This is a genomic window from Nostoc sp. DedQUE08, from assembly GCF_034530895.1.
GTDB lineage: Bacteria > Cyanobacteriota > Cyanobacteriia > Cyanobacteriales > Nostocaceae > Nostoc.
Genome location: NZ_JAVRCD010000001.1, coordinates 237,188 through 251,650 on the forward strand (window position 1 = coordinate 237,188; position 14,463 = coordinate 251,650).

A 14,463-nucleotide genomic window follows, 5' to 3' on the forward strand; every position below is an offset into this window, starting at 1 on the left:
TTTTTCTTGGGAATAACTACTTATTCGCTAGAACCTCTGAAGGAGTAATTTTGGCGTATTCTTCAGGTGTCAAAAAACCGTCTCTAACATTTACCTTCTTGGGGATAAGCCCTAAGCTGTACCACTTATCTGCAACTTCCTGTTGTTTAGTAATAGTTTTATCAGTGATTGGTAGCAACCCATAGTCATATTTTTTATGCATTATTTCTAGAGTTGGTGGATCTAACTGAGTTACAGGAGCAAGCAGTTGTGCAACTTCTTTGGGATGATCCTTAGTCCAAATTTCTGCCTTTTCTAGTTCCTCTAGAAACACTTTGATCGCATCAGGATGAGCCTGATAAAACTGGCGTGAAGTTGAATAAAAGTTGCCAGTATCTCGCAACTTTCCACCATCTGCTAAAACACGAGCTATTTTATTTTGTACATTTCTGGTAGCAAATGGCTCCCAAATATACCAAGCATCCACCTTATTTTGACTAAATGCTGCATTTGCATCTGGCGGCGTTAAAAAAACTGATTGGACATCGCTCAGTTTTAGTCCGGCATCTTCTAAGGCTTTAACTAATAAGTAGTGACCGATAGAAGCTTTCTGGAAAGCTACTTTTTTACCCTTCAAATCGGCAACACTTTTAACAGGAGAGTTGACAGGAACTAAAAGTGAAATAGCTTTACCACTAGGGCGTGTAGTAGCTAGATAAACAAGAGGCGCTCCGGCTGCTTGTGAAAATACAGGAGGCGATTCGGCTGTAGATGCGATATCCAGTCCGTTTGCATTTAGGGCTTCTAACTGTTGTGGCCCAGCCGCAAACTCAGCCCACTGTACTTTAAAACCCAGAGGCTCTAATCGCTTTTCTAAAGAACCCTGTTTTTCTAAAACTGCTAAAGCGGAAAGTTGTTTTGAACGAACAATCCGTATTACTTGTTTCTCAGTTGATTTCTCTGTAGTGCTAGATGCAGCTACAGACTCAGGGGAAGCTGATGACTGCTGAGTGTTATTTTTGGCTTCACCACAACTCGATAAGACCGTCGATAGCATTAAGCAGTAGCCCAAAGCAAACAACAACGAACGACGCGTTGTTCTCTGGTTTTTCCTGAATTCAAACTTTCCTTTTGAAGCTGGCATAGGTTATTTTCTTTATTCTTCGAGCGGTGGTCAGAACAATTATGATTAATTGCGGTCTCAACAAGCAAAAAAACTTTTGTTTATTAATAATATAGTTGAAAACTAGACTAGTTAAATATTTTTTTAACTGTAAACATCTATCAATAAGTCACGGTATTAGTTTACGTCAAGCTATTATCAATATTACTATTAAATTATGTTAATTTATTAACAGTAAATAAAAAATTGCATAATACTGTTGATTGTAAACAGCTATAACAGTTTGTTAAATACTTCTCAACTGCATCGAAAAAATAATCCAGTGTTTGGGTCTAAATTTGCGACTGATTGCATTCATAATTATGACTTCTCTTTTAATAAATCAACTCTTAGGTTTCCATACTGCATCTTTGATTTGAAAAGTTTTAGGAATCAGCTTTTGACTGTAGAAAAGTTCAACTACCTGCTGTTGTTCAGCGACAAATTCATCAGTTATATCAAATACCCCTAAGATAGGTCGCCTTTCTAAAGCCCATTTCCAGACTCCTGGTTCTTGTCTAGTTTGCGCTGCTAACAAATTAGCAACTTCATTGGGGTTAGCTTTAGCCCATTCTTCTACTTTTCTTTGTTCTTCCAAAATTATCTTCACTAAGTCGGGATGATTTGCAGCAAAATTGCGTGTAGCGATATAGTAAGCTCTTTGGGGAGCGACATCAGAACCTTTGGCTAGAACTCGTATTTCATTTGCTCGCTCTTTGCGAGCATAAAACGGATCGCTAGTAGGTAAAACATCAACTCTGGCACTTTCAAAAGCAACCTGACTTTCTGGAATAGTTAAGTAAACAGGTTGAATATCATTGAGAGTTAATCCAGCACTTGCTATAGCTTTCAAAAGCAAATATTGCAGAGCAGTTCCTTTTTGTATGGCAACTTTCTTACCCTTGAGTTCCGCAAGAGTTTTGATTGGTGAATCCTTACGAACAATAACTGCTTGAGCGCCTGCGTTGGAGCCAGTTGCAGCAACATAAACAATGGGATTATCACCAGCTTGAGCAAAAATTGGTGGCAGATTTCCAACGTTGCCAATATCAACACTGTTTGCAGCCATTGCTTCCATCATTGGCGGGCCGCCCCGAAATTCTATCCACTTGATAGCAATACCATCAGCAGCAAAGCGCTTTTCCAAATAGCCTTGAGCTTTAAGTAGGTTCAGACCAGGTGTACCACTCTGATGACCAATGTTGATAACCTCTATTTTTTTTGAGCTTGCAGTAGTTGGCTCAACTTGGGAACTATTGCTTTGAGTGCTTGCAGAGCTACAGCCTGTAACTAACAAGAAAGTCGTAAATGCTAGCAAAAAATAACGAGCTATATTCGCAAACAACCATGACTTTCTGTAGCTTATGAACATGATTCAATGTAATTTATCGAAGTAAGTGGATATTTTTATTTTTTATTTTGTTGGACTGAATCTTATAGAGGATTCAACTTTTAAAAATGTTATATATTAATACATTTTAGCAAAGATTGTTGGTGTAGATGATTGGTTTTTAAAGACGCGATGAATCGCGTCTCTACAAGGGGGGAGTTCAATTTTTTGTACGATTTATAGATATTTTGATCCATTTTATAAAACTATTTTTATCACATTTAGGCATCAGAGGGAACAGTTTTTTAATAAATAAAAATATTTTTTGGGAATGTCTAAAATAAAAAAGAGAGTGGGTATTACCCACCCTATAACGACTCTAGGAACTGAGAATTTAAGAGTTGAAAGGAAAAAATTTAGGAAGTGGAGTGAGTAGTACCCACTCCAAGGGGGTGCTAGTGGAAGATTGAAACTTGTGAGTGAAACTCTGTCTTATTCGCGTTCAATTTTGCTAGTGCTTCCAAGCGACTAAAATTGTAGCTTTGAGTTCTTCTGTAAAATGTCCAGACGGCTCAACTGCTAGTAGCGCTTCTCTAAGATCCTTTTCAAATGCTGGGGCGTTATCGCCATAGAAAATTTTCAGAGAGAAGGCTGTAGTGTATAAATAGCCGAGATAGCTATCGACAGTCCAAGATTTTTCAAATAGCACTTCATAGTTTTCTTGACGAGCAAAAGCTGAATTGCCAATTACAACTTCATGAGGAGGATCGAGTGGTTTACGAATGCCTTGTCCTCGTTGTCCAGTCCGGCGTTCTTCACCTAGCCATTTTTTCACTACTCCAACAGCAGCTTGCTTCCAAGGTAGATTGCTTTCCCAAGGGTTATCACCAGTCTGAAGCAGTGCTAATGCACCATCATCAGTTAACAATTCATAAAGGCGTTCAAGTACTAATTCGCGTTCCATCCAGTGGAAGGCTCTACCAATAGTGGCTAACTTAAATTTTCCTAAACTAGCGTCGATGAATTCTGCGCCTTGTTGTAACCAGGTGATATTATTTGCTCCGACTGCTGCTGCTTGCCGTTTAGCTTCTGCAATCATGTCGGGATCGGGATCGATCGCTACAACTTCCTCAAATTTGGTACGCAGACCAATTGAAATTAATCCTGGGCCAGTACCTAAATCAAGGAGTCGTCCTTGACCATTGAGATTAAATATTTCGGTTAGTTTGTCGAATACAATCGGTGGGTATTTGGTTCTATATTGAGCGTAGCCCTCTGCGGCTCCCTCAAATAAACTTGGGTCGTAGGTAGGAAGTGTTTTTAGTTGAGTCATTGGATTTTAGATTTTGGATTTTAGATTTTGGATTGTAGAGACGCAATTCATCGCGTCTTTAGCTAAGAATATTGCGTGATAACGGGTAATTCATCATTGAGTACCCAATCACCGATCGCTTTCAATTTGTAATCCACAGGATCGTGTAGAGTAAAGGTTCGTAAATCCCGCCAGTAACGGTCAAATCCATATTTGGTTGCTGTAGCGCGAGTTCCCGTAACTTCAAAGATGCGGTTGGTAATATCTATACCTACACGAGTCGCTAATGCTTTAGATGCGGAAACTGCGATCGCAACTTCTCCCCTCTCCTGATGAGTCAGTTCTACATCCTTGTCCCAGGCTGCTTGTACCTTCTCGGCTGCTTTGTCGGCTAGAGCGATCGCAGCTTGAATTTCCACCCAAAAGTCACCGTAATGATGCAGAATATATGGGTCTTGAGTCGCACTATCTACCCCTGATGTAATCCACGGTTGAGTAGTAGTTTTAGTATATTCACGAGCAGCGGCGAAGGCTCCTTTAGTAATTCCTAGATAAACATTAGTTTTTGTTAGCTGGGCAATAATTCCAAGAAAAGTTGAGAAGGCACTATCATGAGGATTTGGTGGCCCCAAAATCTCATCTTTTTCTACTAGAACATTGTTAAATGTATAACTCCCGCTATCAGTGCGACGTTGCCCAATATTATCCCAATCGTGATTAGAAACTAACCCTTCCCTGTCTTTGGGAATTATGAATATGAAGGGCAATTCTACGCCATCTTCTAAAGCGGAGAATACCCGATAATCGGCAACGGAAATACCTGTACCAAAGCTTTTAACACCATTTACCCGAAAATTCTCGCCTTCTGGGTTAATCTTCAGCCTAGTATCCTTTGTATTAATTGCATTTGCCCAAAATAAGTTATTTTTAGCAGTTTCTCTATAGTATTTTTCCTTTTGGGCTGGTGTGCCAGAAACGTGACCCAAAGCCGTTAAATTGAGATGATTACCATATAACTGACCAATTGAACCATCTGCTTTTGATAGCTTTCTGACAATTTTTAAAGCATCAATCCAAGTTGCACCAATGCCGCCATATTGCTTAGGTACAATCAGTGGCAACAAACCACTTTCACGCAGTTTATTAATTTCCTCTTCTGGAACTCCAGCTTTAGCATCCCGTTCAACTGCGGATTGAGCAAGTTCCTTGGATAGAGAAGTTGCTAGGTCAACGTAATCCTTCGGTTTTGTAATATCTAGCACCATAATCAAACCGTCCTAATAATTCGTAATTCGTAATTCGTAATTCGTAATTAAGGCAAACAAAAATGCTTATGAATATAACCAGTTTCTCTGTGAAAGTGAAACAATGTCTTGTTTCATAATTTGCGATTAGACACAGAATTTAGAGAAATGTAGAGTGGGCCTTGCCCACGCTACAAGTGAACAGAGGAAATGGAACATGGAACGTTGTAATTGTCCTTTGTCATTAGTCCTTTGTCCTTTGTCCTTTGCAAATGACTAATGACTAATGACCAATGACAGTTATTTCTTAGCCGCTAGATATTCGTTGGCAGCTTTCTCAACACCTGTACCCTTGAAGAAGTCTTGATTGAGACTGGTGTACAACTCTAAGGGATGGATTGAGAGGAAGTAGCGGAGGTCTTCTTCGGTAATGATTTCGCGTTCTGCCATTGAGTAGGCGTTGGCAGTAACGGCGGTGATATCAGGCACATCCCAGTGACCGGAATCTGAACCCAAGAAGGCTTTAACGCGATCGCCAAAGGGATTAGCGGCACGATTAAAAGCTTGAGCTACACGGGTATCATCTGATTCTGTACCGAAGTAGAAATGATTCAAGAAGCGATCGCGCACATCTTCTGGTTTCTCAATTCCCGCTAGTTCAAATTCGTCGAGTTCGCCCGGATTTTCTGGCGCTAATAATTGATGGTGAAATCCTAAACCGTCACCAATTTTATCTAAGCGTCCGTCTACAAGTTCGCCACCGTAGCGAGTATACAACTCTACTAGTGCTTCCTTGTCGATAATCGCAGGATTGTTATTTGACAACAAATGTTGTTTGTTGCGGGTTTCCCAATGCCAAATAATATCAGCGTATAGACTAGCACCCCAAGCCGAACCACCTTCTAAGAAAGCAAACTTTAATTGTGGGAAGCGGCGGGTAACTCCACCAAAGAACAGCGATTTGCATAATGCTTCGGCTGCAAAGGCAAAGTGATTAATGTGATTATACTGGGCGTTGGTGACAGAACGCTGAGTTGTCCAACCTTGGCTAGAAGCGTGAGTTGTGGGTACAACTTTCAGTTCTACGCACTTCGCCCAGAATGGATCGTAGTCATACTCGCTATCTAAACCAAAGTTATCAATCCAAACCACTTCGTTAGCAACTTCTTTGCCGTACTTTTCAAAAGCAGGAATTGGACGACGAACATAACCGGGGATTTGAATTGCTTTGAGTCCCAGAACATTCACGGCATATTCCAACTCTTCAATCCCTTCTTCGGGAGTATGTAGGGGAATGGCGGCGATGGGTGTTAATCGGTCAGAATAAGGACGGAAAATATCAGCATGGTAGGTGTTAACTGCCCGACAAACAGCCCGCCGCATTTCTTCGTTGCCGATATTCGGGGCCATTGTTGCCAAATTGGGATACACAACGGCAAAGTCTGTACCTGCTTCTTGCAAGCGTTCGTGCAACAACTTAGGCAAGCTAATGGTAGCCAAATTCAAAGTATTTTTGGTCGGACGACCCCACCAGTTAGGGCGATTAGTGCGATAAGCAAAACGTTCTTCCCAACTTTGCTTGTACCACTTAAAGCGAGAAGATCCTGGTAAATTCTCTTTGAAACGTTCAACAAGTGCAGTTCCACCAACTTGCTCTAAATAATCCAAGACTGCTGGTTCAAATTCTTGGGTATGTACATCGGTGTCAATTATCGGATAACCTAGTTTTTCCCGAATTTGAGCAGACCTGGTTTTTTGTGGGCGGTCTAGAGCGATCGTCATGATAGTTTACCCTCATCAAATGTTTATAGGGATTGGCAAAGACGCCACTTAGCAAAGACGCGATAAATCGCCGTCTCTACAAAGGATTGATTATTGTACAGACGGCGATTTATCGCGTCTCTTTTGCAGCCAAAAATTCATCTGCGGTTTTCTCAACAGCCGTACCTTTGAAGAAATCACGATTGAGGCTGGTGTACAACTCCAAGGGATGAATTGACAGGAAGTATTGCAAATCTTCTTCGCTGATAATCTTTCGTTCTACCATTGAATAGGTATTAGCAGCGATCGCAGTAATATCAGGTACATCCCAATGACCGGAATCGGAACCCAAAAAGGCTTTAACACGGTCGCCATAAGGATTAGCTTTCCGGTTAAAGGCTTGAGCTACACGGGTATCATCTGATTCTGTCCCGAAGTAGAAGTGATTCAAAAAGCGATCGCGGATATCTTCTGGCTTGGTAACTCCGGCAACGGCGAATTCATCCAAATCACCTGGTTCTAGGGGAGATAATAAATCAGCGTGGAAACCTAAACCACTACCTAGCCGATCCAAACGACCATGTACTAATTCGCCACCGTAACGGGTATATAGTTCTAGCAATTCTTCGCGATCGATATTGGCGGGATTGTTATTTTCCACCAAATGGTCTTTATTGCGAGTATCCCAATGCCAAATCAAATCGGTGTACAAGCTAGCACCCCAAGCTGCACCTCCTTCCAAGAAAGCAAACTTGAGTGTGGGGAAGCGGTGAGTTACACCACCAAAAAACAGAGATTTACATAGTGCTTCCCCAGCCGATGCAAAGTGACCAATATGGTTGTATTGGTAATTGCTAATGGAACGCCGATTAATCCAGCCCATACCGGAAGAGTGGGTGGTGGGTACAACTTTCAGTTCTACACACTTCGCCCAGAAGGGATCGTAATCATATTTACTATCCAAGCCAAAAGTATCAATCCAGATGGCTTCGTTGGCTACTTCTTCGCCATACTTCTCGAAGGCGGGAATCGGGCGGCGGATATGTCCGGGAATTTGAATTGCTTTGAGTCCCAGCACTTTCACCGCATATTCCAATTCTACGATCGCCTCTTCAGGCGTATGCATGGGAATAGCGGCAATGGGTGTTAAGCGATCGCTATAAGGACGGAAAATATCAGCGTGATACGTGTTAGTTGCACGACAAACAGCCCGCCGCATTTCTTCATTACCGATGTGTGGAGCCATCGTTGCCAAGTTGGGGTACACAACGGCAAAGTCTGTACCAGCTTCTTGTAAGCGTTCGTGCAGCAACTTCGGCAAGCTAACAGTAGCTAAATTTAGGGGATCGTTAGTGGGACGAGTCCAGAAAGGAGGGCGGGCGGTGCGGTAAGTGCGACGTTCATCCCAAGATTGCTTAAACCATTTAGAACGAGATGCACCGGGTAAGTGTTCTTGAAAACGCTGTGCGATCGCAGTTCCAGCAACTTGCTCTAAATAGTCCAAGAATGCTGGGGGAAACTCTTGGGTATGTACATCGGTGTCAATAATCGGATAACCCAGTTTTTCCCGAATTTGAGCAGACTTGGTTTTTTTGGGATGTTCTAAGGCAATAGTCATAGGTTCTACCTTATTTTTCAATTGGATTGGGTAGATAGTACTGATTAAGAAGGTTGTTTACTTTCTTCTTACCAGCATTTTTTTGAAGAAGTTGGGATTTTCTTTACATATAATGTGGCGAGATTAGTAAAGATAAAATCTTGATAATCAGCTTTACCGATCATCTTCCTCTTCACAAACTTGTAGACATTAGCTGCAACAGCAATATTCATAAAATCTTCCTCTAAAGTGAGGAGTATTTTTGTGTAACAAGCTCAGACAGATAAAATTAACGAGACTGTTCTTTAGCAACCCAATCTGTTAATTTAAAGTCCGATTTTGCTAAACCCTGCGAGACTAAAAATTTCTTTGTTCCCTCTAAAAGTTTCACTCCGTCGGCTGGTAATGGTTCTTCTGAAACCTGTTTGAGTGGGTACGATACTTTAATAATATCGATAGGGTATTTAGTAGTTTGAGCGTGATACTGATAATATTCTTCAGAATTAGCTTTTAAATCCTTAGCTGCTTCTGTGAGAATTGCATTAAATTTCTGCGGAAAATCAGGCTGTTTCGCCAAAAAGCTTTCGGTTGCGACAACTAATGATGTCCCTGACAAACCCTGATGATTTGCCGAAGAATCAATCACTGGAAACCCTTGTGATTTCAAATAAGGCCCCAAATCGCTAGAGGTTGCATAAGCTGCGACATCACCACGTTCTAAAGCCGCTTTTGCCTCAGTAGTCATTAAGTGAACAACTTTTACATCTTTGGCAATTTTAGCTTCAGCTAATAGACCCAGCAGGTATCTATGCATATAAGAGCCTTTTTGGGTAGCTATTTTTTGACCTTTCAGTTCAGCGAGCGATCGCGCACCATTTTTTTTCGCCACTAACCAGGCGGTTGTATTAAATTGAGTAATTCGCAGCAGTTGCGTTTCCTGACCCCTTGCTCTCAAAATTATGGCTGGTGTATCGCCTAAAGAACCAACATCTAGCTGTCCAGCAACAAGCGCCTCATTTAGATCCGGCCCGTTAGGAAATCTTGCAAAAGTAATGTTTTTAAATCCTGCTTTTTGCAACTCCCGATCTAAAATTCCTTTTTTCTTTGCCCAACCAAGTGGCCCTGTCGGTGCTGAACTACCTACATAACCTATACGTAGTGTAGAAATATTATTGGATGCAGCAACAGTGTTATTGACATTAACAGCCTCAATGGATTGAGCAGATTTAGTTTCGCCTTGGCTACATCCTGTAGTAACTAACAGTAGGATACAAGCCACAGAGGTTGATAATCTGGAAGTAAATTTATTTTTACTAATAGAACCTGTTACTACTGAAAACGACAGCATAACTTTTTTCTCCGCCGTACTATACGCGGTGTACAACTTTCTCTCAGACCTAACCCCCAACCCCTTCCCTTCTAGGGAAGGGGAGCAGGAATCAAAGCCTCTCTACCTGCGGGGGAGAGGAATGGAAGCGGGGTTCTAAGGATAAGTTGCACATCGCGTTACTATTTCATCTGCTTCAAAATTTGGAATGTTTCATCGGCTTTTGCTGTTGAGGTGCGTTTATGTCCCCAACCAATGTTTTCCCGGTAACTACCCAGTAGCCCTACTTCTGCCAATTCTGCCTCGTTAACTGAAGCCGTCACATCGCTTTCTGGTGCAACATAAAGAGCATCAACTGGACAATACAATTCGCACATATAACAGGTTTGGCAGTCACTCTGTCGAGCAATGGTTGGCGGCGCATCAGGTACACGGTCAAACACGTTGGTTGGACAAATATTCACGCAGATATTACATTTTATGCACCGCGATTCGCTGACCAACTCAATCACACTGCTGCTCCTATTTTGGATTTTAGATTTTGGACTTCGACTTCGCTCAGTCGAGCGATTTTGGATTGGAAAATATCTTCTGCATTCAGTAAAGGCTGAGTTTTTACCCAGACTCGATCTAATCCGCCACTAATCAAGTGATGTTGCTGGTTAGCATCAAGTTCTGGATAGTCTTGATGTTTGTGCATACCACGAGTTTCTTTACGTTCAATGGCACTGCTGTACATCCATCGCGCTGTGGCTACCATTGCCGCAGCTTCTCGCGCCCTGGGAAGCTCTTTCTCTGATGTTACCTGGCTACTGCGAAGTTCTTGCCAAAGATGATTTAGCTTACTCAAAGACTCGGTTAAGCCTTGTTCTGTACGGAAATAGTTCTTTTCGTAGGGGAATACTTCAGCTTGGACTGCTTGAATAATTTCGTCAGTTGCTAAGGAGCGATCGCTCCCACTCTCTAATACTACCTCTCCAACACCCTTAACTTGTCGTTGAGTTTTCTGTTCTCCCAAACTACGAGCATATTCAGCAGCCGATTTCCCTGACCAATAGCCAGAAGATATTGCCCAAGCTGCATTATGACTACCACCGCCAGTAAATCCGCCACAAATCAGTTCCCGTGTAGCCGCATCTCCCGCCGCGTAGAGTCCCCGTACAGAACTGGCACAACTCTCATCGACAATCCGAATTCCTCCCGTACCACGCACAGTTCCTTCTAGGCGTAGAGTCACAGGGAAACGTTGGGTAAATGGATCGATACCTGCACGATCAAAGGGTAAAAAGAAGTTGGGCTGTGCTAAACGCATGGATGGCCGCATCGATTCTGCGGCTTTGTCTATGATGGCGTAAACTGGCTGTTGCAGTAATGTCTGGGCTATTACTGAACGTCTATGAGAACTTGCCCCTGGAATTACAGTACCGTCTTCGTAGGTGAAAGTTGCCCAATTATAAAACAGGGTTTTGGTGACTGAAGAAAAGGCGGGAGAGATGCCATAAGCATTGGAGAATTCCATACCCGACATCTCGGCTCCGGCTTCTGCCGCCATCAGATAACCATCCCCCGTCAGGACGTTGCATCCTAACGCTTTACTGAGAAATGCACAGCCACCTGTGGCGATAATTGTGGACTGCGATCGCACTATCCATTTCTCACCAGTTTGACGGTTTACACCTGTTGCACCAGCAACAGCACCATCGTCATCAACCAGTAATTCTAAGGCGGGGCTGTTGTCTAAAATCTTGACTCCAGCGCGTTGAATTTGCCGCCGCATCAGCCGCATATATTCAGGCCCTTGCAGCGATCGCCGGTAGGGTTTACCTTCATCGTCGGTAGGGAAGGGATAACCCCACTCTGCTAACTGATTGACGTTTGCATAGGTCTGATCCAGTACTCGATCCATCCAGTTGCGATCGGATAAAAACCCACCCAACGACTCCCGACTCGCCTTTGCAGTTTCTCTTGCTTCGGGATCGGGTGGCACGTACCACACACCATTTCCAGATGCAGCAGCGCATCCAGTTGTGCCGCAATATCCTTTGTCCACCAAGACAACTTTAGCTCCACTTGATGCAGCACTCCATGCCGCCCAAGTTCCAGCCGGCCCACCTCCAATCACAAGTACATCTGCTTCTAAGTCGAGTTCAAAATCGTTTGTTAACGTCTTTAGCATCTACCATTTCCCTCCATCAATAAACTCTTAAGCATCAAGTCTTCACCCCATCCATGCTGCAAAATAAATATTTAAAAATCTAGAAATTGCGATCGCTTAATACAGGTTCTATAGCAACAGTCAAGGTGGTTAGGACATCAACAGACGATAAAACTTAGATACAAAAAGGCTTTTCACCCAGTCCCCAGCGATGCACTGAGCTTGTCGAAGTGTCCCCAGTCCCTTGCTATAACTAGCTTGACATTGATTAAATACTTTATCTTGATCGGTAAACCGTAGTTTTTGACTTAATAAAGTCTTTCACAGTTTTCGGCAAAAAGCAAGCATTTTACCAAACAACTTCAAACGTAAATTTATGTAAAATCAACGGAATTATCTTTCTCAAGAACTTGCTTTGTAACGTCTTTTGTGTAGTAGTCGAATTTTAGTTCATAAGATACTTAAATTCGATAAGTTTGCCGTAGTTTAATAAATTTTTCTAAACGGTTTTGTCTAGATAGAAAAGACACGAAATTGAATTGTCTTTGTCTTGCGGCACTAACATTCGCTCCCTTAAGACTCAAGAATCCCCGGACTTTTGATTAAACGAATGTAAGTCCTGTTTTTATTCAGTCCGGGGAGTGCCATTCGGTTAAAACCTAAAGACAGTACGAACCCAAGCAAATAAACTATCAGGATTGCTGGAATCCGAATCAGGTGCAGTAATCCAGATCAAACCTGGCGTAACCTCAATATTATCTCCGATTTTATATTGGTAGAATGCTTCAACGTGCAGAGAAGTATCTCTGTCCGCTTGTCCTAGACCTTTTCCCAAATTTATATTATTACTAAGACTGGTGAGTTTTGGCTCCATACCAACTAAAATCCCCCCTAAAGCACCTTCACTAAAAAGATCCGGGAATGCCAGTCCTACGGCCCAATCCATAGCTTCACCATTTCCGCGCCCCAAATAGGTGTGTACCCCATAACTTATCCACCCATTGATTGCCAACTTGGAATTAACTTGATAGAACGCCTGTAGGCCATAAAGGTTGCCTAGAGTTGCTACTCCAGGCACGGTGCTGTTTACCAGGTTACTCCCGACTGCTGGGCCGAAATTTGTTCCGCTAAAACCTATGGTATTTGGTGGGCTATAGGTATTAACGTAAGTTGCAGCTACCCGAAAATTCCGATTACCGGAGTAGTATATTAACTGTGCTAAAGCTAAATATCTGCCTGTAAATAAGCCATTATTAAGTGTCGGATTACCACCGTTTGGTGCGCTATACGCTATCCCGAATTGAACCTGTTTGCCTAATCCTTGGAGTATGGCAATTCCAGGGCCGCTATCTCCATAGTTATAGACCAAAGACCGCCGGGAAAATCGCGAAATCCCATTAGCACCAGTCGCAGAAGACGATTCAAAATATGGGTTAACCGGACCAGAAAGACCTATCTCACTAGCTCCGTCAGACAAGGGATAAATGTTGACTTGGGTATTTGGAAAAGGTAGAAACCGATAGCGAACACCACTGAGAATAAGAGTGTTGCGTGCAAAAGTAATACTGGAGTTATCAGCAGTTCTCCCCTCATAAGTTCCCAATAATCCAGCTCTTGTTTGTCCCAGTGATTCAATATTTCCACCTCCTATTGTTATACCTAGTGAATCTTTACCGTTAAAACTGGTGTTTAACCGTAAAGTCGTTGAGCCTTGAAGTGTGAGATTGTTAGGTGCTGCTCTCTTAGTGACGACATTATTACCCGCCAGAAGTTCGCCAGCAACAATCTGAGCTCGACCTATAAGTTTGGTTGTGGTCGTAAACTGAGTTGATTCTAACTTCGCATTTCGTGCTTCCAGACTATCTACGCGTCCCCGAAGTTGAGCGAGTTCTGGAGAAAATTGTTCTTGTAGTTTTTTGATGGTATCCAAGTCTTCGCGTTTGACTAAATCTGTCGTTGAAGTCGCTATTAGTTCATTGAGGCGATCTAAAGCTGCATTCAACCCAGCGGCAAATTCATAGCGCGTTAGGGAGCGATCGCCTTTAAATGTACCATCTGTATATCCTGCAATTACACCGTAGCGCTCAACTAGAGACTGTAATGCTTGAAATGCCCAATCTGTCGGCTTAATATCAGATAGTTGTGAGACGGATGTTACTTGCCCTGCTGCATTCTTTGGGGTTTTTTGGTTAGTTGGCGGTGTAGCTTGCAACAATTGTGATACAGGTATCACTCGATCTTGCAGCTCGTTTGGAGCTTTTTTAACAGTGACTGGTGCAATTGAAGTGTCTACTGTTTGATTGACAACTGCTTCTGGAGCTTTGTTCTCTTCTACAATAGTAGATACATCAGATTTAGGTAATTCAGCCTGACTTTTAGCTGGATGAATTACCAGTATAGCTAGAATATCTAGCACCGAAAGCAGCAACACTATGGATCTATAATTCCAGCGAAATTTCAACATGACTCCTTAACTCCTCAACCTTAAAGATGAATAAATTCGCCCTTTATTTGACATAAAAGACAAGACAAATCATTGCTCTAATGTTTATAAAAAACGATTAGAACATAGATTCAGCAGGGCTTTAGCCGCTAA

The 14,463-nt window shown here is 42.4% G+C and carries 10 protein-coding genes; all 10 read right to left on the reverse strand.

The window, feature by feature from the left end; genetic code table 11:
• Positions 1–16: 16 nt before the first annotated feature.
• The 10 genes from RMY64_RS00945 to RMY64_RS00990 all read right to left on the reverse strand — a co-directional run bounded on the left by RMY64_RS00945 (position 17) and on the right by RMY64_RS00990 (position 14,331).
• Entirely contained in the window at positions 17–1,123 is a 1,107-nt protein-coding gene (locus RMY64_RS00945) for an aliphatic sulfonate ABC transporter substrate-binding protein (RefSeq protein ID WP_322669981.1), read from the reverse strand.
• A gap of 361 nt (positions 1,124–1,484) precedes the next feature.
• Positions 1,485–2,486 carry an aliphatic sulfonate ABC transporter substrate-binding protein gene (locus tag RMY64_RS00950; protein WP_322669982.1) on the reverse strand — a complete coding sequence of 334 codons (1,002 nt, stop codon included), beginning with the start codon at positions 2,484–2,486 and terminating at the stop codon, positions 1,485–1,487.
• Positions 2,487–2,982: 496 nt separating this feature from the next.
• Complete coding sequence (locus RMY64_RS00955) at positions 2,983–3,804, reverse strand: class I SAM-dependent methyltransferase (protein WP_322669983.1); 822 nt, start codon at positions 3,802–3,804, stop codon at positions 2,983–2,985.
• Between the two features lie 62 nt (positions 3,805–3,866).
• Complete coding sequence (locus tag RMY64_RS00960; RefSeq protein ID WP_322669984.1) at positions 3,867–5,048, reverse strand: acyl-CoA dehydrogenase family protein; 1,182 nt, start codon at positions 5,046–5,048, stop codon at positions 3,867–3,869.
• A 279-nt stretch (positions 5,049–5,327) separates the two neighbouring features.
• A complete protein-coding gene (locus RMY64_RS00965) occupies positions 5,328–6,809 on the reverse strand; it encodes an amidohydrolase family protein (RefSeq protein ID WP_322669985.1) in 1,482 nt (493 codons plus the stop codon).
• Between the two features lie 109 nt (positions 6,810–6,918).
• Entirely contained in the window at positions 6,919–8,406 is a 1,488-nt protein-coding gene (locus RMY64_RS00970; RefSeq protein WP_322669986.1) for an amidohydrolase family protein, read from the reverse strand.
• A gap of 268 nt (positions 8,407–8,674) precedes the next feature.
• Positions 8,675–9,733 (reverse strand): ABC transporter substrate-binding protein, encoded by a 1,059-nt coding sequence (locus RMY64_RS00975; protein WP_322699049.1) that lies wholly within the window; start codon positions 9,731–9,733, stop codon positions 8,675–8,677.
• 161 nt (positions 9,734–9,894) lie between these two features.
• On the reverse strand, positions 9,895–10,224 hold the full coding sequence (locus tag RMY64_RS00980) for a ferredoxin family protein (RefSeq protein ID WP_322669988.1): 330 nt from the start codon (positions 10,222–10,224) through the stop codon (positions 9,895–9,897).
• Complete coding sequence (locus RMY64_RS00985; RefSeq protein WP_322669989.1) at positions 10,221–11,888, reverse strand: FAD-binding protein; 1,668 nt, start codon at positions 11,886–11,888, stop codon at positions 10,221–10,223. The genes RMY64_RS00980 and RMY64_RS00985 overlap by 4 nt, the downstream gene beginning before the upstream one ends.
• A 631-nt stretch (positions 11,889–12,519) precedes the next feature.
• On the reverse strand, positions 12,520–14,331 hold the full coding sequence (locus tag RMY64_RS00990) for an iron uptake porin (RefSeq protein WP_322699050.1): 1,812 nt from the start codon (positions 14,329–14,331) through the stop codon (positions 12,520–12,522).
• Between the last annotated feature and the right edge of the window lie 132 nt (positions 14,332–14,463).

What these genes read in the sequence shown, in the direction of transcription:
- RMY64_RS00945 (WP_322669981.1), bottom strand. Translation starts at nt 1,123, where the DNA reads ATGCCAGCTTCAAAAGGAAAGTTTGAATTCAGGAAAAACCAGAGAACA.
- RMY64_RS00955 (WP_322669983.1), bottom strand. Translation starts at nt 3,804, where the DNA reads ATGACTCAACTAAAAACACTTCCTACCTACGACCCAAGTTTATTTGAG.
- RMY64_RS00960 (WP_322669984.1), bottom strand. Translation starts at nt 5,048, where the DNA reads ATGGTGCTAGATATTACAAAACCGAAGGATTACGTTGACCTAGCAACT.
- RMY64_RS00965 (WP_322669985.1), bottom strand. Translation starts at nt 6,809, where the DNA reads ATGACGATCGCTCTAGACCGCCCACAAAAAACCAGGTCTGCTCAAATT.
- RMY64_RS00970 (WP_322669986.1), bottom strand. Translation starts at nt 8,406, where the DNA reads ATGACTATTGCCTTAGAACATCCCAAAAAAACCAAGTCTGCTCAAATT.
- RMY64_RS00975 (WP_322699049.1), bottom strand. Translation starts at nt 9,733, where the DNA reads ATGCTGTCGTTTTCAGTAGTAACAGGTTCTATTAGTAAAAATAAATTT.
- RMY64_RS00985 (WP_322669989.1), bottom strand. Translation starts at nt 11,888, where the DNA reads ATGCTAAAGACGTTAACAAACGATTTTGAACTCGACTTAGAAGCAGAT.
- RMY64_RS00990 (WP_322699050.1), bottom strand. Translation starts at nt 14,331, where the DNA reads ATGTTGAAATTTCGCTGGAATTATAGATCCATAGTGTTGCTGCTTTCG.